This is a genomic window from Arthrobacter sp. FW306-1B-F12A (genome assembly GCF_058781865.1).
Window position 1 is genome coordinate 1 of sequence record NZ_JBYSXD010000019.1, and the last position, 22975, is coordinate 22975.

25 protein-coding genes are annotated in these 22975 nt (G+C 63.6%); 5 read left to right on the forward strand and 20 right to left on the reverse strand.

Features of this window, described 5'->3' with window-relative positions:
* Positions 1 to 84 precede the first annotated feature (84 nt).
* The 15 genes from AC3WJU_RS11080 to AC3WJU_RS11150 all read right to left on the reverse strand — a co-directional run bounded on the left by AC3WJU_RS11080 (position 85) and on the right by AC3WJU_RS11150 (position 13191).
* Complete coding sequence (locus AC3WJU_RS11080; RefSeq protein WP_332602038.1) at positions 85 to 975, reverse strand: tRNA pseudouridine synthase A; 891 nt, start codon at positions 973 to 975, stop codon at positions 85 to 87.
* 32 nt (positions 976 to 1007) lie between these two features.
* Entirely contained in the window at positions 1008 to 1568 is a 561-nt protein-coding gene (gene rplQ / locus AC3WJU_RS11085; RefSeq protein ID WP_492259876.1) for a 50S ribosomal protein L17, read from the reverse strand.
* Positions 1569 to 1634: 66 nt separating this feature from the next.
* Positions 1635 to 2645 (reverse strand): DNA-directed RNA polymerase subunit alpha, encoded by a 1011-nt coding sequence (locus tag AC3WJU_RS11090; protein ID WP_011692778.1) that lies wholly within the window; start codon positions 2643 to 2645, stop codon positions 1635 to 1637.
* 142 nt (positions 2646 to 2787) lie between these two features.
* Positions 2788 to 3189 carry a 30S ribosomal protein S11 gene (rpsK, locus tag AC3WJU_RS11095; protein WP_028265083.1) on the reverse strand — a complete coding sequence of 134 codons (402 nt, stop codon included), beginning with the start codon at positions 3187 to 3189 and terminating at the stop codon, positions 2788 to 2790.
* 45 nt (positions 3190 to 3234) lie between these two features.
* Positions 3235 to 3612, reverse strand: a complete 378-nt coding sequence (gene rpsM / locus AC3WJU_RS11100; RefSeq protein ID WP_011775569.1) for a 30S ribosomal protein S13 — start codon at positions 3610 to 3612, stop codon at positions 3235 to 3237.
* A gap of 192 nt (positions 3613 to 3804) precedes the next feature.
* Complete coding sequence (gene rpmJ, locus AC3WJU_RS11105) at positions 3805 to 3918, reverse strand: 50S ribosomal protein L36 (RefSeq protein WP_011775570.1); 114 nt, start codon at positions 3916 to 3918, stop codon at positions 3805 to 3807.
* Positions 3919 to 3993: 75 nt separating this feature from the next.
* Positions 3994 to 4215 carry a translation initiation factor IF-1 gene (gene infA, locus AC3WJU_RS11110; protein ID WP_009358723.1) on the reverse strand — a complete coding sequence of 74 codons (222 nt, stop codon included), beginning with the start codon at positions 4213 to 4215 and terminating at the stop codon, positions 3994 to 3996.
* 257 nt (positions 4216 to 4472) lie between these two features.
* Positions 4473 to 5420 carry a P1 family peptidase gene (locus tag AC3WJU_RS11115; RefSeq protein ID WP_492259877.1) on the reverse strand — a complete coding sequence of 316 codons (948 nt, stop codon included), beginning with the start codon at positions 5418 to 5420 and terminating at the stop codon, positions 4473 to 4475.
* Positions 5421 to 5528: 108 nt separating this feature from the next.
* Positions 5529 to 6569, reverse strand: coding sequence for a sugar phosphate isomerase/epimerase family protein (locus AC3WJU_RS11120; protein ID WP_492259878.1), 1041 nt, complete (start codon positions 6567 to 6569; stop codon positions 5529 to 5531).
* 83 nt (positions 6570 to 6652) lie between these two features.
* Positions 6653 to 8272, reverse strand: a complete 1620-nt coding sequence (locus AC3WJU_RS11125) for an ABC transporter substrate-binding protein (RefSeq protein ID WP_492259879.1) — start codon at positions 8270 to 8272, stop codon at positions 6653 to 6655.
* A gap of 1 nt (position 8273) precedes the next feature.
* Entirely contained in the window at positions 8274 to 9119 is an 846-nt protein-coding gene (locus AC3WJU_RS11130) for an ATP-binding cassette domain-containing protein (RefSeq protein WP_306958966.1), read from the reverse strand.
* Positions 9116 to 10171: an ABC transporter ATP-binding protein gene (locus AC3WJU_RS11135; RefSeq protein WP_492259880.1), complete on the reverse strand. Its 1056-nt coding sequence runs from the start codon at positions 10169 to 10171 to the stop codon at positions 9116 to 9118. The genes AC3WJU_RS11130 and AC3WJU_RS11135 overlap by 4 nt, the downstream gene beginning before the upstream one ends.
* A complete protein-coding gene (locus AC3WJU_RS11140) occupies positions 10171 to 11187 on the reverse strand; it encodes an ABC transporter permease (RefSeq protein ID WP_059387382.1) in 1017 nt (338 codons plus the stop codon). Before AC3WJU_RS11140 ends, AC3WJU_RS11135 begins: the two co-directional genes overlap by 1 nt.
* A 10-nt stretch (positions 11188 to 11197) precedes the next feature.
* On the reverse strand, positions 11198 to 12085 hold the full coding sequence (locus tag AC3WJU_RS11145; protein ID WP_084784298.1) for an ABC transporter permease: 888 nt from the start codon (positions 12083 to 12085) through the stop codon (positions 11198 to 11200).
* Positions 12082 to 13191 (reverse strand): sugar phosphate isomerase/epimerase family protein, encoded by a 1110-nt coding sequence (locus AC3WJU_RS11150; protein WP_492259881.1) that lies wholly within the window; start codon positions 13189 to 13191, stop codon positions 12082 to 12084. The genes AC3WJU_RS11145 and AC3WJU_RS11150 overlap by 4 nt, the downstream gene beginning before the upstream one ends.
* Positions 13192 to 13305: 114 nt before the next feature.
* Here AC3WJU_RS11150 and AC3WJU_RS11155 point away from each other — a divergent pair, with 114 nt between their 5' ends.
* From AC3WJU_RS11155 to AC3WJU_RS11175, 5 genes are all read left to right on the forward strand, one after another.
* On the forward strand, positions 13306 to 14004 hold the full coding sequence (locus AC3WJU_RS11155) for a FadR/GntR family transcriptional regulator (RefSeq protein ID WP_306958969.1): 699 nt from the start codon (positions 13306 to 13308) through the stop codon (positions 14002 to 14004).
* 36 nt (positions 14005 to 14040) lie between these two features.
* A complete protein-coding gene (locus tag AC3WJU_RS11160; RefSeq protein WP_332602046.1) occupies positions 14041 to 15501 on the forward strand; it encodes a chlorohydrolase family protein in 1461 nt (486 codons plus the stop codon).
* 250 nt (positions 15502 to 15751) lie between these two features.
* Positions 15752 to 16702: a carbohydrate ABC transporter permease gene (locus tag AC3WJU_RS11165; RefSeq protein ID WP_306958971.1), complete on the forward strand. Its 951-nt coding sequence runs from the start codon at positions 15752 to 15754 to the stop codon at positions 16700 to 16702.
* The gene (locus AC3WJU_RS11170; RefSeq protein ID WP_307052495.1) at positions 16699 to 17637 is read left to right on the forward strand and encodes a carbohydrate ABC transporter permease; all 939 of its coding nucleotides are present in this window, start codon (positions 16699 to 16701) and stop codon (positions 17635 to 17637) included. Before AC3WJU_RS11165 ends, AC3WJU_RS11170 begins: the two co-directional genes overlap by 4 nt.
* A gap of 58 nt (positions 17638 to 17695) precedes the next feature.
* Positions 17696 to 19042: an ABC transporter substrate-binding protein gene (locus AC3WJU_RS11175; RefSeq protein WP_492259882.1), complete on the forward strand. Its 1347-nt coding sequence runs from the start codon at positions 17696 to 17698 to the stop codon at positions 19040 to 19042.
* 107 nt (positions 19043 to 19149) lie between these two features.
* Here the strand turns inward: AC3WJU_RS11175 and map are convergent, their stop codons facing one another.
* The 5 genes from map to rpmD form a co-directional block, all read right to left on the reverse strand.
* On the reverse strand, positions 19150 to 19977 hold the full coding sequence (gene map / locus AC3WJU_RS11180) for a type I methionyl aminopeptidase (protein WP_307052493.1): 828 nt from the start codon (positions 19975 to 19977) through the stop codon (positions 19150 to 19152).
* Between the two features lie 222 nt (positions 19978 to 20199).
* Positions 20200 to 20769 carry an adenylate kinase gene (locus tag AC3WJU_RS11185; protein WP_306959321.1) on the reverse strand — a complete coding sequence of 190 codons (570 nt, stop codon included), beginning with the start codon at positions 20767 to 20769 and terminating at the stop codon, positions 20200 to 20202.
* A gap of 5 nt (positions 20770 to 20774) precedes the next feature.
* On the reverse strand, positions 20775 to 22085 hold the full coding sequence (gene secY, locus AC3WJU_RS11190) for a preprotein translocase subunit SecY (RefSeq protein WP_059387373.1): 1311 nt from the start codon (positions 22083 to 22085) through the stop codon (positions 20775 to 20777).
* 187 nt (positions 22086 to 22272) lie between these two features.
* Positions 22273 to 22767 (reverse strand): 50S ribosomal protein L15, encoded by a 495-nt coding sequence (gene rplO / locus AC3WJU_RS11195; protein WP_284991834.1) that lies wholly within the window; start codon positions 22765 to 22767, stop codon positions 22273 to 22275.
* A complete protein-coding gene (gene rpmD, locus AC3WJU_RS11200) occupies positions 22767 to 22973 on the reverse strand; it encodes a 50S ribosomal protein L30 (RefSeq protein WP_059387371.1) in 207 nt (68 codons plus the stop codon). Before rpmD ends, rplO begins: the two co-directional genes overlap by 1 nt.
* Between the last annotated feature and the right edge of the window lie 2 nt (positions 22974 to 22975).

The window sequence follows — 22975 nt, forward strand, 5'->3', positions numbered from 1 at the left end:
ACACTCATCCCAACAGGGCCACGGGCCCTCTTGTCTTCAACGACACGAACTCAGTTCCCCACCAACCACGAAGAGCCCCCAAACCTACTCCCGCCGCGCCCGCGTCAGCTCGGCCCGAGCAAACAGTTCGTCGTCAGAGGGATAGGCCACTTCCTCAAGCACCAAGGGGTGCGGCGCAGCCAACACGGACTTGGCGTCCCTGACCCCCGCGAGCAAACGCTCGTGCAGCCACTCCGGACTTTCCAGGCCCTCCCCCACACGCAATGCGGATCCCACCAGCGCACGCACCATGTTGTGGCAAAACGCGTCGGCCTGGACATTGGCGAGCAGTACGCCGTCGTTGCCACGGACGAACTCTAGCCGCTGCAGTTCGCGGATAGTGGTGGCTCCCTCACGGGGCTTGCAGTAGGCGCGGAAATCCTGGAGCCCGAGCAGCGTCGCGGCCCCCGCGTTCATCGCGGCCTCGTCCAACTCCGCCTTGTGCCAGAGGGTGAGCCTGCGCAAGACAGGATCCCAGCGTTCCGGCCCATCGGCGATCCGGTAGCTGTAGCGTCGCCACAACGCTGAGAAGCGGGCGTCAAAGCCGTCCGGCGCCAGTCCGACGTCGTGCACTTCAATGGCGCCGGTTTCATCCTGAAGGACCCGGCTCAAGGCGCCGCGAAGCCTCCGCAACAACGCGGCAGCGGGGTCGATCTCGTGTCCCCTCGGCAGCCCGTCCCACTCGGCCTCGGACAGGTCAATGTGCGCCACTTGTCCCCGGGCGTGGACACCGGCGTCGGTCCGCCCCGCCACGGTGACCCGCACAGGGCGCCGCACGATCAGCGCCAACCCCTCTTCCAGCGATCCCTGCACGGTCCGGAGACCGGGCTGGAGCGCCCACCCGTTGAAAGGGCCGCCGTCGTACGAAAGATCCATCCGGACACGCAAAAACCCGCCGCCCCCCAAAACGGGGGCAGCGGGTTTTCGTTCGTTCATAGACTTAAGTCTACTGTGAAGAATTCAGTGAATTACTTCTTTTCCTCAGCGGCCGGAGCCTCTTCGGTTTCAGCAGCTTCAGCTTCAGGAGCCTCGGCTTCGGTCTCTGGGGCTTCGGTCTCAACGACCTCTTCCTCAGCAACCGGAGCGGTCTCTTCGGCGGCTGGAGCAGCCTTCTCAGCGTCCTTCTTGGCGGCGGCAGTTGCCTCGGCAACTACAGCCTGCTTCGGGGAAACCGGCTCAAGGACCAGCTCGATGACAGCCATGGGAGCGTTGTCGCCCTTGCGGTTGCCGATCTTGGTGATACGGGTGTAGCCACCATCGCGGTTGGCAACGGCGCCGGCGATGTCGGTGAACAGCTCGTGGACGATGCCCTTGTCGCTGATCAGGCCGAGCACGCGACGGCGGGAGGACAGGTCGCCGCGCTTGGCGAAGGTCACGAGGCGCTCTGCGTACGGCTTCAGGCGCTTGGCCTTGGTGACCGTGGTGGTGATGCGCTTGTGCTCGAACAGCGATGCTGCCAGGTTCGCGAGCATCAGGCGCTCGTGAGCCGGACCGCCTCCGAGGCGCGGACCCTTAGTGGGGGTAGGCATAGTAATTTCTCCTGTAATGAAGGCCGTCCGGGTCCGAACGTGGACTCGGTGGCCAAGATCTGCTTGTTAGAGCTCGTCGTCGCTGAACGCGGCGTCGTCCTCTTCGATGGCTGCGGCGCGGGCTGCAAGATCGAAACCGGGAGGGGAATCCTTGAGGGACAGACCCAGTTCAACCAGCTTTGCCTTGACCTCATCGATGGACTTCGCACCGAAGTTACGAATGTCCATCAGGTCAGCCTCGGAGCGGGCAACGAGTTCACCCACGGTGTGGATGCCCTCACGCTTGAGGCAGTTGTAGGAACGGACGGTGAGGTCCAGATCCTCGATCGGCAGTGCCATGTCGGCTGCCAGGGCAGCGTCCGTCGGCGACGGGCCAATCTCGATACCTTCAGCTGCGGTGTTCAGCTCACGTGCAAGACCGAACAGTTCCACCAGGGTGGTGCCTGCCGAAGCAACGGCGTCGCGCGGGGCGATTGCCTGCTTGGTCTCGACGTCGACAATCAGCTTGTCGAAGTCAGTGCGCTGCTCAACACGGGTAGCTTCCACGCGGAAGGTAACCTTCAAGACCGGCGAGTAGATCGAGTCGACCGGAATACGGCCGATCTCGGAGTCGCCGGACTTGTTCTGAGCTGCCGAAACGTAGCCGCGGCCGCGTTCGATGGTCAGTTCGAGTTCGAACTTGCCCTTCGAGTTCAGCGTGGCAATGTGCAGATCCGGGTTGTGGAATTCGACACCGGCCGGCGGAGCGATGTCCGCGGCCGTGACGACTCCGGGGCCCTGCTTGCGCAGGTATGCAACAACCGGCTCATCGTGCTCGGAGGACACGGAGAGGTTCTTGATGTTCAGGATGATCTCAGTGACATCTTCCTTGACACCCGGAACCGTGGTGAACTCGTGCAGCACGCCATCGATCCGGATGCTGGTTACAGCAGCACCGGGGATGGAGGAGAGCAGGGTACGGCGGAGGGAGTTTCCGAGGGTGTAACCGAAGCCCGGTTCCAGCGGTTCAATGATGAAACGCGAGCGGTTCTCGGAGACTACTTCTTCAGACAGAGTGGGGCGCTGTGCAATAAGCACTTAGGTTTCCTTTCGGCGAGCATCCGCTATATGACGCAACACAGGTGGTGGAAATCGGCTTGGTTCCGGCTTTGCCGGCCGGGCGCCACGGAACAGTCAGGCTGTTCCGTGGCGGACCCGGCCGGCAAGGCCAAGAATCCAATTAGACGCGGCGGCGCTTCGGCGGGCGGCAACCGTTGTGGGCGCTGGGGGTGACGTCCTGGATGGAGCCAACCTCGAGGCCAGCGGCCTGCAGCGAACGGATTGCGGTCTCGCGTCCGGATCCCGGTCCCTTGACGAACACGTCAACCTTGCGCAGACCGTGCTCCTGGGCGCGCTTTGCAGCAGCCTCGGCAGCCATCTGGGCGGCGAACGGGGTGGACTTGCGGGAGCCCTTGAATCCAACCTCACCGGCGGAAGCCCAGGAGATTACAGCACCGTTCGGGTCCGTGATGGACACGATGGTGTTGTTAAAGGTGCTCTTGATGTGCGCCTGGCCAAGCGCGATATTCTTCTTGTCCTTCTTACGCGGCTTGCGAACCGCGCCACGAGTCTTCGGGGGCATTATTTCTCCTACAGAAAGTTATCGGGGGAAAGTCAGCTGCTATTTCTAGCGGCCGGCTTTCTTCTTGCCGGCGACGGTGCGCTTCGGGCCCTTGCGGGTACGAGCGTTGGTCTTCGTACGCTGACCGCGTACGGGCAGGCCCTTGCGGTGACGCAGGCCTTCGTAGCTGCCGATTTCAACCTTGCGGCGGATATCTGCTGCTACTTCGCGGCGAAGGTCACCCTCAACCTTGTAGTTGCCTTCAATGTAGTCACGCAGCTGAACCAGTTCGGCGTCAGTCAGGTCCTTGACGCGAACGTCAGCGCTGATGCCGGTGGCAGCCAGGGTTTCGTGTGCACGGGTCTTGCCCACGCCGTAGATGTAAGTAAGCGCAATTTCCAACCGCTTTTCGCGGGGAATGTCTACGCCAGCGAGACGAGCCATAGTGGCAGTACTCCTTGAATAAACCGGAGGTCGTAGGCAGTACACCCGCACTTTCAGTGCGGCCCCAGCCTCCGACCGGGGGTTAGCTGTCCGGGCTCCATACGTCCCAATTCAGCTTGTGCTGCCTTTATTTACTTGCGTGGGTTAGCAACCCAGGTTTGCCCTCGCGGGCGCTAGCTCCCTTGCGGGGAATTAGCCCTGGCGCTGCTTGTGGCGCGGGTTCTCGCAGATCACCATGACCCGGCCATTACGGCGGATCACTTTGCACTTGTCGCAGATCTGCTTAACGCTCGGCTTGACCTTCATGGCGTTCCTTTGCGTGTTGCAGTTGGTCGGCTGGAGCGGCAACTACCCGGGTTTCCCAAGGCTGCCGCCCAGCAATTACTTGTAGCGGTAGACGATGCGACCACGTGTGAGGTCGTAAGGGCTTAGCTCCACCACTACGCGGTCCTCAGGGAGAATCCTGATGTAGTGCTGTCGCATCTTCCCCGAGATATGTGCAAGAACGATGTGCTTGTTGGTGAGCTCAACGCGAAACATCGCATTGGGCAGCGCCTCAGTCACAACGCCCTCGATCTCAATGACCCCGTCCTTCTTGGCCATATCCTCCGCTAACTGTTGTTTGCCGCAGCCCTCCGGTTAGGCACCGGAAAATCTGCGGACGTTTTTTGTTTGTTTGACCGTCCGGCCCCTGCCACTCCACGAAGCAGGACTCGCGACCTGTTAAATGGGCGTGGCTGTGCAGACAACCAACAGACAACTCTACGCCAAGACGGCTCGAAAGTTAAATCCGCCCATGCTAGCGCAGACACCGGCACGGTGTCACGCTTCCCCTGGCCGCGGAACCCCCTTGGATCCCGCTAAACCGCGCCGTAGGCAGGGTAGGTGCCTGCCGCCGTCGTGATTGATTCCGCGGCCACGACACCGTTGAGGACAGCCAGGCGGACGGCGTCGGCCGCCGCGCTTTGCAGGGTGATGAGCGAGACTTGCCGCGCTTGTTCCGAACTGCGGTCAAGCACGACGGCGCCGGTCGCCAGCGCGAACACGGTGTCGCCGTCGGCGAGGGTATGGGACGGACTCAACGCCCTGGCGAGGCCGGCGTGTGCGGCACTTGCGGTGCGCTTGCATTCAGCCGGGTCGAGGACGGCGTTGGTGGCGACGACGACGAGCGTGGTGTTCAGTGCCGGAGGCCCCGGTTCGGAGGTGCCGGCTTCCGCCCGCGGGGACGATATGCCGAAAGGCAGCCCGAGCGCGTTGACCACTGCGAGCGCACCCACCACCACGCCGCTGTCCAGGGTGATGGACGAGGTGCCCACTCCCCCCTTGAACGCGCCGCGGCCGATCACGGCACCGGTGCCGGCACCGACGTTTCCGCGCCCGACGTCGGCGTGCTCGCTTGAAGCCGCAGCCGCGCCTGCCGCTTCGTATCCCATGGCTTCGTCGGGGCGGGCGGCGAAGTCACCGCCGCGACCCAGGTCGAAGATCGCGGCGGCCGGAACGATCGGTACCACTCCCCCCGGCACTGCGAAACCGCGTCTTTGTTCTTCGCACCATCGCTGGGCGCCGTGCGCCGTGACCAAACCGAAGGCGCTACCGCCGGTGAGCACGACCGCGTCGACCGTGGGCACTAGGGTGGTGGGATCGAGGGCGTCCGTCTCGTGCGTGCCCGGCCCGCCGCCGCGCACATCCACGGAACCCACAGTCCCGGGCGGCGGAAGGACAACGGTCACCCCGCTGAGCCAGCCGTCGCCGATCCGCTGGACATGTCCCACCCGGATTCCCGGCACATCAGTGATCTTGGAAGTCATGGGCCTATTCTGCTCCTCCCCACCCAACTGACTGGCAGTTAATGTCATTCTGAAGCGTCTAAACGACAACAACTGCGAGGCAGTTGGGTGGGGACAGCGCAGTCGTGCCTACACCGCGGCTCCGATCCGGGACAGTGCGTCCCTCAGGGATTTCGCCGAGACGTCGATGAAGTGCGCACCGTCGTAAGTTGCCGCGCGCAAGTCGCTGATCCGCGGCGCCTCGCCCCTTTCCGTCCGTTCCGCGTACTCGGCAGCCATGCCCCGGATGCTGGCCACCTCGTCCTGATCAAGGTCAGGGTGCATGGCAATCCATTCAGGATCGTCGAGGCCGATCGGCAAGTGCAGGGTGGGACCTGCGTTCTCGATCGAGAGCGGCAGGTCCGGGTTCTCGGCGTGCAGGATGCCGAGCACCGCGTCCCAATCGATCGAGCCCTGGCCGATCGGCGCGAAGACCCTGCCAAAGACGCCGTCCTGTTCACCGAGGACAAAATCCCGCAAGTGCGTGGCCCGGGTGTACGGTGCCACGCGACGCGCAGCAGCCACAGGGTCTTCCCCTCGCACCACCACGTTGGCCGTATCGAAGGTGACCCCGAGGACGTCCGGCCCCACGGCTTCCACCAGGCGGACGATTTCATAGCTCGTGATCTCTTCGTGGGTCTCGATGTTCATGTGCACGCCGTGGTCCCGGGCCACCGGGGCAAGGAGCCGCAGGAACTTCTCGATCGCCACGAGCTGGTCGGCCCACGGCGCGTCTGTCCGGAAGCGGTCGAAAACGTAGTAGCCCGGCATGCCGCGCTGGTAGTTGGCACACGCCACCCACAAGTCCGTCACGCCTGCCGCCTCGTGCGCGGCCTCGATCATCTTGATCATGCCGCGCGTGTAGTCGCCATCGCCGAGCCTGCGGACGTGCGGAGCTTCAGCCGTCGCGTACGGGTTGACCTTCGCGAGGCCCATTTGGAGGTAGAGGTTGAGTGAATCCGCGCAGTCCCGGACCTCTGCGAGCAAGCCGCGGTCCAGGGTTGGGGAGACGTCCATGACGCTGCGGAAATACACTCCCTCCATCCCCATGCCGTGCGCCCGTTCGAGGATACGGATCGCCGAGTCGTCCGCTTCGTGGGGGATTTTGCTTCCATCGACACCAATTCGCATTTCGCGTCCTTAGCTAGTTCTTCGTGTTGTCTTGTCCGCCGCGGTGCTCTCCGGAGCCCCGGCGGTATCCAGGGAGGTCGCCCCTACCGTCCCCAGTTGTAGAAAGTGGTTGACGAGGCGTAGTCGAAGGCCTTCACCGAGTGGGCCAGCACCGCCGTGAATTGCGCACGGTAGAGGATGATGGTGGGCGAACTGGCCCGCCACGCGTCCACCAGCGCGTTGATGTACGGCTGCTGCGCCTGGAGATCCGGGGCGTTGTCGAGCTTCTTCATGAGGTCCGGTGTCCCTGGGATACAGATGTGCTGGTTGTTGAAGCTGCTGCCACAGGTCATCTTCTTGCGGAGTTCGTAGGCAGCCACCGCGCCGGCGCTCTCGAACAGCAGCGCAGACTGGTACTTGCCCGTGTTGAACTTCGTGGCGAAGGCCGTGGGCGTCTGCGAATCGATGTTGACCGTGACGCCTATGTCCTCCCACGAGGCTTTCAGGATCGTCGCAAGCGTGGAGACCCCAGGCGATGTCGGGTTGATCATGAGGTCGATCTGGGGGTTCACCAGCCCGGACTCCTTGACCAAGGCCCGTGCCCGGTCCTTGTCGAGGGGGCGGGCGGCCGAGCGTTGCGGGTCGAATCCTGGTGTTCCTGGAACGAAGGGGCCGTAGTAGCTGTCCGCGTATCCGTAAGCCACACTGGCCTTGATCTGTTCATAGGGCACCGCGTACGTCAGCGCTTCGCGCAATTTCGGATTCGAGGTCACGCCGGAGGAATTGTCGAAGGACACCGTGACCGGGGCAAAAGCGGGGGCCGCGGTGACCGTGCAGCAGTCGTTCTGGCTTAGTTCGTGAACAACGTATGGTGGCAGCCCCAGGGTCACATCCGCCTCGCCCCGGCGTGCCTGCAGCATCAGGGTGGGGATCGAGGTGATGAAGTTGACGCGGACCACCGGTTCCTTGGCGGCCTGGCCGTAATAGTTGGGATTGCGCTTGAGCACCGCGTAGTTGTTGGCCACGTACTCGTCCAGGACATAGGGGCCGCTGCTGCTGGCGGTATGCGCGGCCAACCACTGATTGGGCACGCCCTTCTTGTCCTCGCCGTGGTCCTTGATGACTTTCGGGTCATAGATCGATCCGCGGCTCTGCGCCAACGTCACGAGGATTGCGGGGTAGGCACGTGACAGTTCGAGCCGGACAGTCTGGGCGTCCACTACGACGACGCTGCTGATCAGGGGCGGGTCGGTCAGGCCGATTTGCAGGCCGAGGGATCCGCAGCCACCGATGGTGAGGTTCCGCATGATCGAGTACCGGACGGCCTCGGCATCCAAAGGGTTGCCGTTGGCGAACTTGGCTCCCGGATGCAAGGAGAAGGTGTAGGCCTTCCCGTCGGGGGAAACCGTCCAGGACGTGGCCAAGTCCCCTTTGACGCGGGCAGGGTCCGTGTTGGCCACGAGCGTTCCGTCGGGCTGTTGATCCTCGTCGAGCTTGACGAGCCGGGCGTAAAAGTTGCTGGCGAAGCTGTTCTCATTGCCGGCGCACACGAATGCAGGATCAATGTTGGTCAGCGTCGTGGCCCAGTTCACGGTGAAGGGCCGGCTGCTCGGGGCGGACGAAGCGGCCGGACTGGCACAGCCCGCCAGGGCGAGCAGGCCCGCGGCGGCGAGGAACGCCGTCGTCCTCTTCGTCAGGGTACGCAGGGAGGGCAAGGTCCTCATTTCACTTTCCTTCCACGGCTACGGCCGTACCGGCCGCCGCAAGGGCCTTGGCCCGACGGCGAGCGCCCGGGACCGCGTCCAGCAGCGCACGGGTATAGGGGTGGGTGGTGTTGTCGAAAACGTCCTCTGAGGTTCCGGCTTCCACGATCTGTCCCGAGTTCATGACGGCGATGTGATGGCTCATGAGCCGCGCCACGGCCAAGTCATGGACGATGAACAAGTAGGTCAACCCCAGCTCGTCCTGGAGATCGCTCAGGAGATTGAGGACCTGGGCCTGGATCGAGACGTCCAGCGCGCTCACCGGCTCGTCCAGGACGACCAGGTCCGGATTGAGGACCAGTGCCCGTGCAATCGCAATCCGCTGGCGTTGACCGCCGGAAAACGCGAACGGATAGCGCTGTGCCTGCTTGAGGGTGATCCCGACGCGGTCAAGCACTTCCTCGACCCGGCGCGAGCGCTCCGCCGAGTCCGAGACCCCGTGGATGACCAGCGGCTCTTCCACGAGGTCGGCAACCGTGAAGCGCGGGTCGAGTGATCCGTTGGGATCCTGGAACACCATCTGGATGCGTTTGCGCATCCGCCGCATCTCCGGCTTCGACAAGGAGGTGAGGTCCACGCCGTCGAACTCGATGAGTCCGCTATCCACCGCGGTCAGGCCCATGACGCACGCAGCCGTGGTGGACTTGCCGCTGCCCGATTCCCCCACGAGCCCCAGTGTTTCTCCGCGTCGTAGTTCGAAGGAGACATCCCGCAGGATCTGGGTCCTGTTCCTGGAACCGACACCCCTGCCGTAGGACTTGTTGAGGTTCGCCACCCGCAAGAGCGGGGCTGTGGCTGCGTTGCTCATGCTGCATCTCCTGGGGTATCGCTCGCGAAGTGGCAGCGGACGACGGCGCCGCCCGCCAAGGTGCGCGCCTCGGGCCGTTCCGTTGCGCACCGTAGTTCGTCCCGGCCGATCGGGCATCGGGACACAAACGGGCATCCGGGCTCATCGACCGAAAGGTCCGGGGGCGAGCCGGGGATGGCCGGCAACGCGCCGCGCTTGGCCGTAGCGGGGTCGATGACGCAGTCCAGCAACGCTTTCGAGTACGGGTGGGCCGGCGTGCCGAAAAGTGACCGGGTGCTGCTGGATTCGACGAACCGTCCCGCGTACATGACGTTGACGCTGTCGCAGAGTTCTTCCACGATCCCCAGGTTGTGGGTGATCATCACCAGCGCGTTGCCGCGTTCGTCGCAGATTTTGGCCAGGAGGTCGAGGACTTGCGCCTGCGTGGTGACGTCCAAGGCCGTCGTCGGTTCGTCGGCGATGACCACGGCGGGATCGTTGGCGATGGCCATGGCGATGAGCACGCGCTGCCTCATCCCCCCGGAGTACTGGTGGGGGTAGTCTGCGATCCTCCGTTCCGGATCGTTGACGCCCACCTCGGCAAGGAGTTCGCAGGCCATCCGCCGGGCCACCTTGACTGACACGTCCTGGTGAACCCGGATGGTTTCCACGAACTGGGTTCCAATGGTCTTGAGGGGATCCAGGGCAGCCATCGGGTCCTGGAATACCAGGCCGATGTCCCGCCCCCGGATCTTGGAGATCCCGGCGTCGTCAAGGCCCACGAGCTCTGTCCCGTGGAGCTTGACGCTGCCGCCCACAATGCGGCCCGGTGGCGGAACGAGCCCTACGAGGGACATGGCGAGGGCGGATTTCCCGGAACCCGATTCGCCGACGATCGCCAATCGCTGCCGTTTGTAGAGGTCGAAGGACACGTCCCGCACCGCGTGGACGGTTCCCGAGGAAGTGTCGAAATTGGTTGTTAGTCCTTTGACGCTCAGGACGGGCGCCTGGCCCGGGATCCCGTCGCTGGCAATGCTTCGGGAAGGAAAGGGAAGTGCGTTGGTGTGCGACATTAGCGGGCTCCTACTCGGGTGCGGGGATCTGCCGCGGTCATGATGAGGTCCGAGACGAGGCTGACTACCACGTAGAGGATGGCGGCCAAAAGGAGTACCGCCTGGACCACGGCAAAGTCCTTCTGGATGATGGCGTCGGCGGTCATGGAACCTATGCCCGGCCATCCGAAAACTTTCTCGACCAGCAGGCTTCCAGCCAGGAGATCGGCGAACAACAGCGAAGCAGCCGGTAACAGTGCCAACAGCCCGTGCGGGGCCACGTGGCGCGAGTAGACCGGGAACCTGCGGAGGCCATGGCTCTGGGCGACTGTGACGAAGGTTTCCCGCAGCGTGCCACGAAGCTGGTTCCGGTACAGCCGGCTGAGGAAGGCGAACGGACCCAAGGCGATAATCGTTGCGGGCAGGATCAGGTGCCAGCTCGCATTGGCGAAAGTCCCCCACTGTCCCGCAAGCAGGGCGTCCACCGTAAACATGCCGGTGACGTTCGGCGGACGGAGCATCCCGGGTGACAGCCGGCCTTCAGGACCCGGGAATATCCCGAGCTGGATCGAGAGAACCAGCAAGGCAAGGAGGGCGATCCAGAAGGGTGGCGATCCCATGGCCAGGGAGGATGCGATGCGAAGAAACCGGTCCGGCCAGCGGCGTCGTGAGTAGACTGCGATGCTCGCGGCGAGGACCGCCGCCACAATGGCAATGACTACTGACAGCAGCCCCAGTTCGATCGTCGCCGGCAGCCGTTGGGCAAGGAGGCTACCGACGCTGTTGCCGGTGCTGTAAGAGAAGCCGAAGTCACCGCGGAGGAGCGAGCCCATGTAGTTCCCGTACTGGACGAAGAGGTTGTCATCGAGTCCCATGGACTTCCGCAGCGCCGCGATGGCGTCGTCGGTGGCCGCATCGCCGGCAATGGCCCGGGCCGGGTCACCGGGAACCTTGCGGAGGAGGATGAAGGCGAAGATCGAAGCCCCGAAGACCGTGGCCAGTGCTATGCCGAGCCGTTTGAAAATGGTGCTAATCATCGAAAAAGCCTCATTTCGCCTGGATGAATTCGCCGCGTGGATCCAGGACTTCCCGGGCCCTGTCCGCGATCATGGTGGTCAGGCTGACGGCAAGGAGCAGGCCCAGGCCGGGGAAGCCCGCGATCCACCATTGACCGGTCAGGAAGAATTGCTGGCCATCGGTGATCATTTCTCCCCATTCGGCCGTCGGAGGTTGAGCGCCGAGGCCAAGGTAACCGAGGGCTGCCAGGGAGAGCACCGACGCACCGAAGACGGCGGCCATCTGCAGAATCATGATCGGGACCAGGTGCGGGAAAACGTGGCGGAACAGCACGCGGGCGGGGTGTGCTCCGAGCGCGACGGTGGAGCGAACGAAGTCCTGGCCGTACAAGCGCATCACCTCCCCGCGAAGCGTCCGCATGTACCAGGGGAACGAGTGCAGCGAAAGCCCGATGACCACCGCCGTGACTCCCGGCTGCAGTGCCATCGCGATCGCCATCGCCAGAAGGATGGCAGGGAAGCAGAGGATGGAGTTGGTCAGCCAGGTAAAGAGCGTGTCTACCCAGCCGCGCATCGATCCCGCCAAAAGGGCAGCGATACACCCGGCGACCGCGCCGATCAGTGCAATGGTCAGACCGGCCAGGATTGACGTCCGCCCACCCGCCAGGACCCGGGCCAACACGTCCCGCCCGGTGTCGTCCGTGCCCATAGGGTGTCCCAGGCTTGGAGACTGCAGGACGGCGCCGAGGTTGATGGCATCGGGTTGCACGCGCCAGACCAAGGGGCCAATCAAGGTGGCCACAATGAGGGCGGCCAGGAACGACAAGGTCATGGTCAATGCCCTGTCCCGACGAAGGAAGCTCCTGAAGGGTCTCCTTCTGACCGGGACAACGATCTGTGGGGCGGCAATGGCTGTCATGAGAGTCCTTCCTCTCCGGAAAGGATCGTGGCCGGCTTCTTCACGCCGGCACCCATTGATGTGAGGATCGTCCGCACAGTGGCGGCACTGTGGAGCAGTTGACGACGGCGCTCGGCGGGGGCGGGCTCGTCGTCCCAGTCGGCGAGCGCCGGGATACGCCCGCGCGCCACGCCGTCGTGCGTCGCAACACCGAGCCGGGCCAACTGGCCCAGCCCCGCAGCGTCGAGATGGGGTTCGTGGGTGAACCACGAACGGTCGAAAACCGGAGCGTCGAACTTTCCCCGGTGCTGTTCCAGGGTGAAGTCGCGCACCCCGGCACGGAAAAGGTGGCCGAGTATCGCTTCCCAGTCGAAGACCCCCTCCCCGACCGCCCGCAAGCGACGACGGTAGCCGTGCGGCAGCGGGAACAGGACCGCGTCCTCCAAATGCGTCATCCGGACCTGCGGCCCGAGCGCCCCGGCCGCATCGACAGGATCCTCTCCACGAACCACCAGGTTGGCCACATCGAATCCGATTCCGAAGACTGCGGGGTCCAAGGACTGGACCAGCGCGTGCACTTCAGGTGAAGCCAGGTCTTCATGGGTCTTGACGTTGATGTGGACCCTGGCGTCACGTGCTGTGGACGCAAGCGTCTCGAGGTTCGCCCGGATGAGCCGGAGCTGGGCAGGGTGGTCGAGGAACCTGCCTTGTTCCGAGGCCCCTTCGCGAATTGACCGGGTGTAAACAAAGAACTCGGTGACGCCTAGTTCCAGGCCGCGAACCAGGGTCCTGTTCAGTCCGGCCCGAACCATGGCGGGATCATCGAACGGCCCTGCGCAGCCCAAGCCCAGCTGGAGTTCGACGCCGGCATGCCGGGCTTCCTCTGCAACCTCGTTCAGTTCTCCGGCCTTGTTCGGTTGGCCGGGCGCTTCGCTCGAAAGTTCCGCAGAGATGCTGTTGAGCACCACCAGGGTGAAGCCGTCGTCCAAGGCGGCCCGAAGCGATTCCACCAGTGGCCGGTCTTCGTGGCCAGGGTAGCGGGTGAACTGGACTCCCAGCCGCGTCTCCGGCAGCTCGCCGGCGCCGAGGGCCCGTGAATCAGGTAGCACGTGTGTGATCTGGGTCATGTTTGCCAAGATACACTCGTAAGACGTCTTACGAAAGGGTGGATTTTTCGAGCCCCATATGAGACGCTTCGTTGACGGAAGTGGATCGGCGAATTGCCTAGCAAGGAGGGCACCATGACGGTGAATGGCCGGCGCAGCGTCGTCGACGATGCGATCGATGACATCCGCCTGCGGATCCGGGAGGGCGAATGGGGCCTCGGAGACCGTATTCCGCCAGAGCCGGAGCTCGGAAAGGCCTTGGGCCTCAGCCGGGCACCCCTCCGGGAAGCCCTCCGCGCGTTGGTACACGCGGGACTCCTCGTGACACGGCAAGGTGACGGAACCTTTGTCGCCGCCGTGGACGAGCAAGAAGTCGCCCTCCGCAAAGGCCTCCAGGGAGCGGACCGGCTCGAAGCCATCGAAGTCCGCCGCAGCCTTGACATTCCTGCCGCCGCCCTCGCTGCACAGCGTCGTGACCAAGAGGACTTGGACAAGCTCCAGGACGCGCTCGATCGACGCCGCGCCGCCGCGGAAGCCCACGACGAGGACGGATTCCGGCTGGCAGACATCGACTTCCACCGGGCCGTGGTGGGCGCCGCGCACAACCAGCTCCTGGCTGGCATCTATGGTTCCCTCGCGGAGAGCATCGACGGTTCGTGGACATCGCCCGAGGGCCTGAACCGTGCTGCCCACGCCGAGCACGATAGCCATGACGAGCTTTTTGACGCCATCCGCGACCGCTCCACACAGGACGCCATGCTGGTGGCTGGAGCGATCCTGGACAACCAGGCTTCGGATTTGGAAGGCAAGCCCGTCGGCTCCACCGGGTCCTAGGATCTCCGAACCTCGACAACACCATCAAGGAGAGCCGTGATCACGCGCATCAAGGCCGCCTTCATCATTGGCTATGCCGACGGCGACCACTGCATCCTGCCCGACGCGGAGCTGGTCCACGAGGACGGAACCATTGTCTTCGTGGGCCGGGACTACCCTGGGAAAGTGGACATTGACATCGACGCCGGGGAGGCAATCGTGTCCCCCGGATTCATTGACTTGAACGCCCTCGCAGATATCGACCACGCCCTTTTCGATTCCTGGCCGGATCCCGGCCGGCGGCTCGGCCTCGTCTGGTCCGAGTCCTACCTGGGGGACCACGGAGCCGTGTTCACCCGCGAGCAGGCACGGTTCCGACGCGAGTTCGCCCTGTCCCAATTGGTCCGCAACGGCATCACCACGCTCATGCCCATTGCGTCCGAGAGCTACCACGAATGGTGCGAGGACTATGAGGACCTTGCCGACACGGCCGCCGCCGTGGAGGACCTCGGCGTCCGGGCCTACCTGGGGCCGAGCTACCGTACGGCAGTCCCCTATACGGACGGCAAGCGGGTGATGCTCCATGAGGACGAACGGCGCGGCCTCGACGGCCTCGACCAAGCCGTTCGCTTCGCCCAGGACTACGAAGGGCGGGCCCATGGTTTGATCCGGGCGGCATTGCTACCGGCCCGGATCGAAACGCAGACCGAACAGACCCTCCGCCTCACCCGGCAAGCCGCCGATGAGCTCAAGGTCCCCGTGCGCCTGCACGCCGCCCAGGGGCTCTTCGAGGTCGAGACGATGATCGCCCGCACGGGACGGCGTCCACTCCCTTACCTGGCCGATCTCGGTTTCCTCGCGGAACGCACCTACATCCCCCACGCCTGGGCCATCCCCGGGCACCCGCACATGCCTGCCTCCGCAGGCACCGGGGACGATCTGGCGCTGCTCGCCGGGTCCGGAACGTCGGTCCTGCTATGCCCCATCCCCATGGCACATTACGGCGGGATGCTCGACAACTATGACTCCTACCGCGACCGCGGGGTGCGGATCGTACTGGGCACCGACTCAGCCCCGCCCAACATGATCCGGGCCATGGACCTGGCGATGGGGATGACCAAGACCCTCACCGGGGACCGCTCAAGCGCCCAGGCCGCAGACCTGTTCCGCTCGGCCACCCTGGACCCCGCCGAGTCCCTCGGCCGTTCCGATCTGGGCCGGCTGGCACCTGGAGCGCAGGCCGACTACTTCGTCCTGGACCTGAGCAGCAGCCATATTGGTCCGTACGCCGACCCCATCCGCACACTCATCATGAACTCGGACGGACGGGACATCACGCGGGTAGTGGTGGCCGGCCGCACCATTGTGGACCGGGGCGAAATCGTCACCGTGGACACCAGCGACTACCGGGAACGTGCCCAGGCATTCCTGAACCAGTACATTGCCTCGCTGAGCGACTCGGATTACGCCCGCCGCCCCATCCACGAGCTCCTTCCGCCGAGCTTTCCCCTGCGCTGAACCCGCGCAGCGCGCAGGACCTTCGGCGGCCTGGGAACAAACGGTAGTCGTGCCTCGAATGTAAACACGGCCCCATCCGCCACGAAACATCGAGTGAACGAGCGCAGAAGGCTTGTCCAACAATCCCGCGAACGCCCCCTTTTGTGACTTGACAGGTGTTTGCGTGTGGTGAGGTAAAAACTAGCCGCCCCCTTGACCCACCAGTCCGAGTCCGGCGCGCCCCGATATCTGCGAACCGTTAGAGACCCCCATGACAACACAACTGACTGGCAGCCCCGCGGCCACCGCGCAGGCTGTCCCGGCCCCTCAGCGCCGGGGACGCTGGTCCGGCCGAACCCGACGCGACTTCTTCGTATTCCTGGCACTGGCATTGCCGAACTTGGCGCTGATCGCGGTGTTCACGTATCTGCCCCTCATCAACAACATGTATTACTCGACCCTTGACTGGACCCTGGGCTCCACCTCGGCCACCGTCGTGGGCCTCGACAACTACGTCACCTTCTTCACCAGCTCCGACGCCCCGCAAGTACTCGGCACCACGCTCATCTTCACCGTGGTCACCGTCGGTGGCTCCATGGTGCTGGGCCTCTTGGTGGCCCTGGCCTTGAACGCGAAGGTCCGCGGCACCACATTTGCGCGCTCTGCCGTCTTCGCCCCCTACGTCCTCAGTGGAGTGGGCGTCGGCCTCGTATGGCTGTTCATCTTCGATCCCGGATACGGCGTGCTGTCCTGGCTGCTCCGCGGCATCGGCCAGCAAAGTCCCCAGTGGATCAACGATCCGCAACTCTCCCTCGCGATGGTCATCATTGTCTACGTCTGGAAGAACCTGGGCTACTGCGCGGTCGTGTACCTCGCCGGGCTCCAATCGCTCCCGAAGGACGTCATGGAGGCCGCTTCCCTGGATGGAGCCAACGGGTTCCGCCGCTTCATGAGCATTTCCGTTCCCCTGCTCTCGCCCACCACGTTCTTCCTGCTCATCACCACGATGATCAGCTCACTTCAGGCCTTCGACCTGATCCGCATCATGACGCCGCTGGGCAACGGCACCAGCACCCTGATCTACGAGGCCTATCTGCAGGCCTTTGGCGCCTACAACCGAGCCGGCTACTCCGCCGCCATTTCAGTGGTGCTGTTCGCCATCCTGCTCATCATCACCGTGCTCCAGTTGCGGTTCGTCGAACGGAAGGTGCACTACTCATGAGCACGCTCTCCCCCGTCAGCCCCAACCCCGCGAGCGGCGTCGGGACCCTTAAAGCTCCCGACGGCGGTCCGGACCTGCCGGCGCAGCGCGACAAGCCGTTCTCCCGCGCGAACCTCATCCAGACGCTGGCAGGCGGCTACATCCCGCTGATCGTGGCCACCCTCGTGGTAGTCCTGCCGCTGTTGTGGATGCTGCTGAGTTCCTTCAAGCAGCCCGGCGAGATCGTCACCACGGATCTCAAGATACTCCCGCAGGGCCTGAACCTGGAGAACTACCACACGGCCATGACCACTGTGCCGTTCGCACAGTTCTTCCTGAACAGCCTGATCGTCACCACGGTCGGCTCCACGGTCAAGGTGATCCTGGCGATCCTGACGGCCTACGCCCTGGTTTTTGTCCGTTTCCCGTTCAAGAACGTCATCTTCGTCGTGATCCTCGTGGCCCTGATGGTGCCGCCGCAGGTGTCGATCCTCCCCAACTACATCCTGATCGCAGGGATCGGCGGGAAGAACACCCTGTGGGGAATCATTCTCCCGGGACTCGGCACGGCCTTCGGAACCTTCCTCCTTCGCCAGCATTTCAAGACCCTTCCGGGGTCCATCCTCGAAGCGGCGGAAATCGACGGTGCGGGCCATTGGCGCAGGCTCTGGCAAGTGGTTGTCCCCGTTTCGCTCCCCTCGATCGCCACCGTTGCCCTCGTCACCGTCGTCAGCGAATGGAACGACTACATCTGGCCCCTGATCATCACGGACCGCCCGGAAACCATGACCCTCCCGGTCGGCCTGACTCTCCTTCAAAACTCCGAGGGAAACGGCGCAGGCTGGGGGATCTTGATGGCAGGAGCTGTCCTGGTGATCATTCCCATCCTCCTGGTCTTCGCAGCGTTGCAACGCTACATCGTTGCCGGGCTCACCCAGGGCAGCGTCACCGGCTAACAGCACAGCACGTCCACACAACCCCATCACCACCTTTGCATCCTTGAGAGGACCAACCATGGCAATGAATCTTGATCGTAGAAACTTCCTGGGGCTCGCCGGACTCGGAGTCGGCGCCGCCGCCCTTGCAGCATGCGGCGGTCCGTCGACGGGCGGCAGCGCAACGAGCAGCAGCCCCTCGGACATCGACTTCACGGGGGTCAAGCCGGCCGGCTCCTTCGACTTTTGGACCAGCCACCCCGGGCAGTCCCAGGCCGTCGAGCAATCCATCATCGACAAGTTCCAGGCGAAGTTCCCGGACATCAAGGTGAACCTCGTGACGGCGGGCGCCAACTACGAGGAAATCGCGCAGAAGTTCCAGACCTCGCAGGCAGCGAAGTCGGCCCTCCCCGGCCTCGTGGTGCTCTCCGACGTCTGGTGGTTCCGCTACTACACCAACGGCAATATCATCCCGTTGGACGGACTCATCAAGCAGCTGGACGTCAAGATTGACGACTTCCAGAAGTCCCTCGTCGCGGACTACCAGTACGCCAACAAGCAGTGGGCGCTCCCCTACGGCCGCTCCACCCCGCTCTTCTACTACAACAAGGACCACTTCAAGGCCGCCGGCCTTCCGGACCGGGCTCCCAAGACCTGGCAGGAGTTCGCCGAGTGGGCCCCCAAGCTCCAGGCAAGCTCGGGCGCTAAGTACGCCTACATCTACCCGGCCCTTGCCGGATACGCCGGCTGGACCCTGCAGAACAACCTGTGGGGCTGGGGCGGCAGCTGGTCCAACGGCTGGACCTTCAACTGCGACTCCACCGAGTCCGTCACGGCCCTGCAGTGGGCCCAGGACTCCATCTACAAGGACAAGTGGGCCGGCGTCTCCTCCAAGAACGCCGCGGACGACTTTTCCGCAGGCATCACGTCCACCACGATCTCCTCCACCGGAGACCTGCTGGGCGTGCTGAAGTCCGCCAAGTTCAACGTCGGCGTCGGCTTCCTGCCGGGCGGCCCCAAGGCCGAGACCAACGTCTGCCCCACCGGCGGCGCGGGACTCGGGATTCCCAGCGGCGTCAGCAAGGAAGTCCAGCTCGCGGCTGCCACTTTCCTGAAATTCATGACCGAACCGGAGAACACGGCGGCATTCTCCGCTGCCACCGGCTACATGCCCACCCGCGTTTCCGCGGACATGACTGCAGTCCTCGCCAAGACTCCGCAAATCAAGACGGCCATGGACCAGCTCGCCGTGACCAAGCTGCAGGACAACGCCCGCGTATTCCTGCCCGGCGCCGATCAGGAAATGGCCAAGGCCGCTGCGAAGATCCTCACCCAGCAGGGCGACGTGAAGGCCACCATGACGGACCTCAAGACAACCCTCGATGGCATCTACACCAAGGACGTGAAGCCCAAGCTCAAGAGCTAAGGCTCTACGCACCGAGTGCTGCCCGCTGCCCAACTAGCTTGCAATTAATGTCGTTTTGACGCGTCAGAACGACATCTAATGCGAGCTAGTTGGGCAGCCGCGTCTGATCAGGGAATCGGAACGGGCACGACGCCGAGCGGCGCCAGCTGCTCCGCGCCGCCGTCGGGCGCGGAAAGCACCCAGATGCCCTTTTCGTGGACGGCGACCGAGTGCTCCCACTGGCACGAGCGCTTGCCGTCAGTGGTCACCACAGTCCAGTCGTCGTCGAGGGTTGCTGTTTCGATGCTGCCGCGGACGAGCATGGGCTCAATCGCAAGGCACAGTCCCGGCCTGATTTTCGGGCCTCGATGGGTGGTGCGGTAGTTCAACACGTCAGGGGCCATGTGCATCTCGGAGCCGATGCCGTGGCCTACGTAGTCTTCCAGGATGCCCAGCGGCTTTCCCGGGACGGAGGAGACGTAGTCGTCCACGGCGTTGCCGATATCGCCGACGAACTTGCCTTTGGCCAAAGCAGCGATTCCGCGCCACATGGCGGCTTGGGTGACATCCGAGAGCCGCTGATCTTCAGGATCCGCCGCGCCGACTATCACAGTGCGTGCGGAGTCGGAGTGCCAACCGTCAACGATCGCCCCGCCATCAATCGAAATGATGTCCCCATCCTGCAGGACCCGGTCGCCTGGGATGCCGTGAACCACTTCCTCGTTGACGGATGTGCAGATGGTGGCGGGGAAGCCGTGGTATCCGAGGAAGTTCGACTTCGCTCCAGCGTCGATGAGGACCGCGGCGAAAACGGCGTCGATCTCGCGCGTGGTCACGCCCGGTTTCGCAGCTTCAACGGCTGCGTCGAGCGCTCTGCTGAGGACCAATCCGGCCTCGTGCATTTTGCGCATTTGCTCATTGGTCTTGTATTCGATGCGGGGCTGGCCGAACGCCATGGTCTCCTCTTGTCGTGTGCTGCTTGTGGTGGGCTGCAGATCCAGACCCCCTCTGGCTTCCTATTTTCCCGCATCAGCGGCCCAGCCCGAAACCGGAGCCACAAACGCCCGTGAATTGGTTCTGATTTCAGGCGCTCAAACGGGGAAGCAAAAAGGGCGTGTCCCGCACGGGAGCAGTCAGCTCCGGCGCGGGACACACCCTCTTCAACAGTCGTGCGGCGGCTAGACCGCCTTGGCTGCCTCGATGGCCAGCAGCACGCGATCCGTGACCTCGTCGATGCCGCCAATGCCATCGACCTGGGTCAGGATGCCCCGTTCGGCATACTTGGCCACGACGGCCTCGGTCTGCTCGTGGTAGAGGTCCAGGCGGTGGCGGATGACGCCTTCGTTGTCATCCGAGCGCCCGGTCTCCTTGGCACGGCCCAGCAAACGAGTAACAAGTTCCTCGTCGTCGGCCGTCAGCTGAAGCACGACGTCGAGCTTCTCTTCCGTGTCGGCGAGGATCCGGTCCAGGTATTCCACCTGGGCGGTGGTGCGCGGGTAGCCGTCGAGCAGGAAGCCGTTCTCGACGTCGCTCTCACTCAGGCGGTCGCGGACCATCTTGTTGGTGACGCTGTCCGGAACGAAATCGCCGGCGTCCATGTACTTCTTTGCCTCGATACCCAGCGGGGTTTCGCCCTTGACGTTCGCACGGAAGATGTCGCCGGTGGAGATGGCGACTACGCCCAAGCGCTCGGAAATCCGCTCAGCCTGGGTTCCCTTGCCCGAACCCGGGGGTCCAATGATCAGCATTCTCGTCATCGCAAAAGCCCTTCGTAGTGACGTTGTTGTAGCTGCGCATCAATCTGCTTGACGGTTTCCAGGCCCACACCCACCATGATCAGAATCGACGTGCCACCGAACGGGAAGTTCTGGTTGGCGCTGATCAGGACGAGTGCGACCAGCGGAATCAACGCCACGAAGCCCAAGTAGAAGGCGCCGGGGAGGGTGATCCTGGAAAGCACGTACTGCAGGTAGTCCGCGGTCGGTTTACCCGCCCGGATGCCCGGAATGAACCCGCCGTACTTCTTCATGTTGTCCGAGACCTCTTCAGGGTTGAAGGTGATCGCGACGTAGAAGTAGGTGAAGAACACAATCATGACGAAATACAGCGCCATGTAGATGGGGTGGTCGCCCTTGGTGAGGTTGTTGTTGATCCACTCAACCCACGGGGCGATGGACTCTCCGGCCTTCGGCTGGTTGAACTGTGCAATCAGCCCCGGCAGGTAGAGCATCGAGGAGGCAAAGATGACAGGCACGACGCCGGCCATGTTCACCTTGATGGGGATGTAGGTGCTGGTGCCGCCCACGGTGCGCCGGCCGATCATACGCTTGGCGTACTGGACCGGAATGCGCCGCTGGGACTGCTCCACGAAGACCACGAGCGCGACGGTTACGAGGCCGATCGCCAACACCGTGAAGAAGGTGCCCGGTCCCTTGGAGTTCCAGATGGCACCGAGCGAGGTCGGGAAGCCGGCAGCGATGGAGGTGAAGATGAGCAGGGACATGCCGTTGCCCACGCCCTTCTCGGTAACCAGTTCGCCCATCCACATGATGAGGCCTGTGCCGGCCGTCAAGGTGATGACCACGAGGATCGTGGCGATGATGCTCGTGTCCGGGATGATCGGCAGCTGGCAGTTCGGCAGCAGCTGTCCGGAGCGTGCCAGGGACACCAGCGTGGTGGCGTTCAGCAGGCCCAGCGCAATGGTCAGATAACGCGTGTACTGCGTCAGCTTCGACTGGCCCGAGGCACCTTCGTCATACAGCTGCTGGAACCGCGGAATGACCACGCGGAGCAGCTGCACGATGATGCTCGCCGTGATGTACGGCATGATCCCCAGGGCAAAGATCGAAACCTGCAGCAGTGCACCACCGCTGAACAGGTTGACGAGCTGGTAGAGGCCGCCCTGGTCCTGATTGCTTGACAAACATTGCTGAACATTTTGGTAGCTCACACCAGGCGAGGGGATAAAAGCTCCCAAGCGGAAGATTGTGATGATTCCCAGCGTGAACAACAACTTGCGTCGCAGATCAGGCGTCCGAAATGCCCGGCCGAATGCGCTTAGCAAGCGTCCTCCTGAGTTAAAAGTCCAAGGGTGTCGAAAGGGGTCATTGAAACCCAACACCCGAGTCTAACGGTTTGATGCGCCATGCGAACAATCGAGGGGTGCGCGCCATATCAAAAAACTCCCGGAGCAGGGGGCCGAAGCCCTCCGCACCGGGAGTCTTTTTACAGCGAGCGATAGCCCAGAGCCCTTAGAGGGCAGTGGTGGTTCCGCCTGCTGCTGCGATCTTCTCAGCTGCGCTGGAGGAGAAAGCGTGGGCGGTGACGTCAACCTTGACGGTGATGTCGCCGGTGCCCAGCACCTTGACGGGCTGGTTCTTGCGAACGGCACCCTTCTCAACCAGGGACTCGACGGTGACAGCGCCACCTTCCGGGAACAGCTCGTTGAGCTTGTCCAGGTTTACAACCTGGAACTCAACCCGGAACGGGTTCTTGAAGCCGCGAAGCTTCGGCAGGCGCATGTGCAGCGGCAGCTGGCCGCCGGCAAAGCCAGCCTTGACCTGGTAGCGGGCCTTCGTACCCTTGGTACCGCGACCTGCGGTCTTACCCTTGGAGCCTTCACCACGACCAACACGGGTCTTGGCAGTCTTGGCACCGGGGGCGGGACGCAGGTGGTGGACCTTCAGAGTGTTCTGCTTGTCGGCAGCCACGTTCTCTGCCTTATCGGCGGTTTTGTTCTCGGCCATTACTTCGCCTCCTCTACATTCACGAGGTGCGGAACCGTGTTGAGCATTCCAACGGTTACGGCATCAGCGGTACGGACAACAGTGTGTCCGATGCGCTTGAGGCCGAGGGACCGCAGGGTCTCACGCTGGTTCTGCTTGGCGCCGATGACGCCCTTGATCTGGGTGATCTCCAACTGAGCGTCGGAGGGAGTCAGGTTCTTAGCCATGA

What these genes read in the sequence shown, in the direction of transcription:
- AC3WJU_RS11080 (WP_332602038.1), bottom strand. Translation starts at nt 975, where the DNA reads ATGAACGAACGAAAACCCGCTGCCCCCGTTTTGGGGGGCGGCGGGTTT.
- rplQ (WP_492259876.1), bottom strand. Translation starts at nt 1,568, where the DNA reads ATGCCTACCCCCACTAAGGGTCCGCGCCTCGGAGGCGGTCCGGCTCAC.
- rpsK (WP_028265083.1), bottom strand. Translation starts at nt 3,189, where the DNA reads ATGCCCCCGAAGACTCGTGGCGCGGTTCGCAAGCCGCGTAAGAAGGAC.
- rpsM (WP_011775569.1), bottom strand. Translation starts at nt 3,612, where the DNA reads ATGGCTCGTCTCGCTGGCGTAGACATTCCCCGCGAAAAGCGGTTGGAA.
- rpmJ (WP_011775570.1), bottom strand. Translation starts at nt 3,918, where the DNA reads ATGAAGGTCAAGCCGAGCGTTAAGCAGATCTGCGACAAGTGCAAAGTG.
- infA (WP_009358723.1), bottom strand. Translation starts at nt 4,215, where the DNA reads ATGGCCAAGAAGGACGGGGTCATTGAGATCGAGGGCGTTGTGACTGAG.
- AC3WJU_RS11115 (WP_492259877.1), bottom strand. Translation starts at nt 5,420, where the DNA reads ATGACTTCCAAGATCACTGATGTGCCGGGAATCCGGGTGGGACATGTC.
- AC3WJU_RS11120 (WP_492259878.1), bottom strand. Translation starts at nt 6,569, where the DNA reads ATGCGAATTGGTGTCGATGGAAGCAAAATCCCCCACGAAGCGGACGAC.
- AC3WJU_RS11125 (WP_492259879.1), bottom strand. Translation starts at nt 8,272, where the DNA reads ATGAGGACCTTGCCCTCCCTGCGTACCCTGACGAAGAGGACGACGGCG.
- AC3WJU_RS11130 (WP_306958966.1), bottom strand. Translation starts at nt 9,119, where the DNA reads ATGAGCAACGCAGCCACAGCCCCGCTCTTGCGGGTGGCGAACCTCAAC.
- AC3WJU_RS11135 (WP_492259880.1), bottom strand. Translation starts at nt 10,171, where the DNA reads ATGTCGCACACCAACGCACTTCCCTTTCCTTCCCGAAGCATTGCCAGC.
- AC3WJU_RS11140 (WP_059387382.1), bottom strand. Translation starts at nt 11,187, where the DNA reads ATGATTAGCACCATTTTCAAACGGCTCGGCATAGCACTGGCCACGGTC.
- AC3WJU_RS11145 (WP_084784298.1), bottom strand. Translation starts at nt 12,085, where the DNA reads ATGACAGCCATTGCCGCCCCACAGATCGTTGTCCCGGTCAGAAGGAGA.
- AC3WJU_RS11150 (WP_492259881.1), bottom strand. Translation starts at nt 13,191, where the DNA reads ATGACCCAGATCACACACGTGCTACCTGATTCACGGGCCCTCGGCGCC.
- AC3WJU_RS11155 (WP_306958969.1), top strand. Translation starts at nt 13,306, where the DNA reads ATGACGGTGAATGGCCGGCGCAGCGTCGTCGACGATGCGATCGATGAC.
- AC3WJU_RS11165 (WP_306958971.1), top strand. Translation starts at nt 15,752, where the DNA reads ATGACAACACAACTGACTGGCAGCCCCGCGGCCACCGCGCAGGCTGTC.
- AC3WJU_RS11170 (WP_307052495.1), top strand. Translation starts at nt 16,699, where the DNA reads ATGAGCACGCTCTCCCCCGTCAGCCCCAACCCCGCGAGCGGCGTCGGG.
- AC3WJU_RS11175 (WP_492259882.1), top strand. Translation starts at nt 17,696, where the DNA reads ATGGCAATGAATCTTGATCGTAGAAACTTCCTGGGGCTCGCCGGACTC.
- map (WP_307052493.1), bottom strand. Translation starts at nt 19,977, where the DNA reads ATGGCGTTCGGCCAGCCCCGCATCGAATACAAGACCAATGAGCAAATG.
- AC3WJU_RS11185 (WP_306959321.1), bottom strand. Translation starts at nt 20,769, where the DNA reads ATGCTGATCATTGGACCCCCGGGTTCGGGCAAGGGAACCCAGGCTGAG.
- rplO (WP_284991834.1), bottom strand. Translation starts at nt 22,767, where the DNA reads ATGGCCGAGAACAAAACCGCCGATAAGGCAGAGAACGTGGCTGCCGAC.
- rpmD (WP_059387371.1), bottom strand. Translation starts at nt 22,973, where the DNA reads ATGGCTAAGAACCTGACTCCCTCCGACGCTCAGTTGGAGATCACCCAG.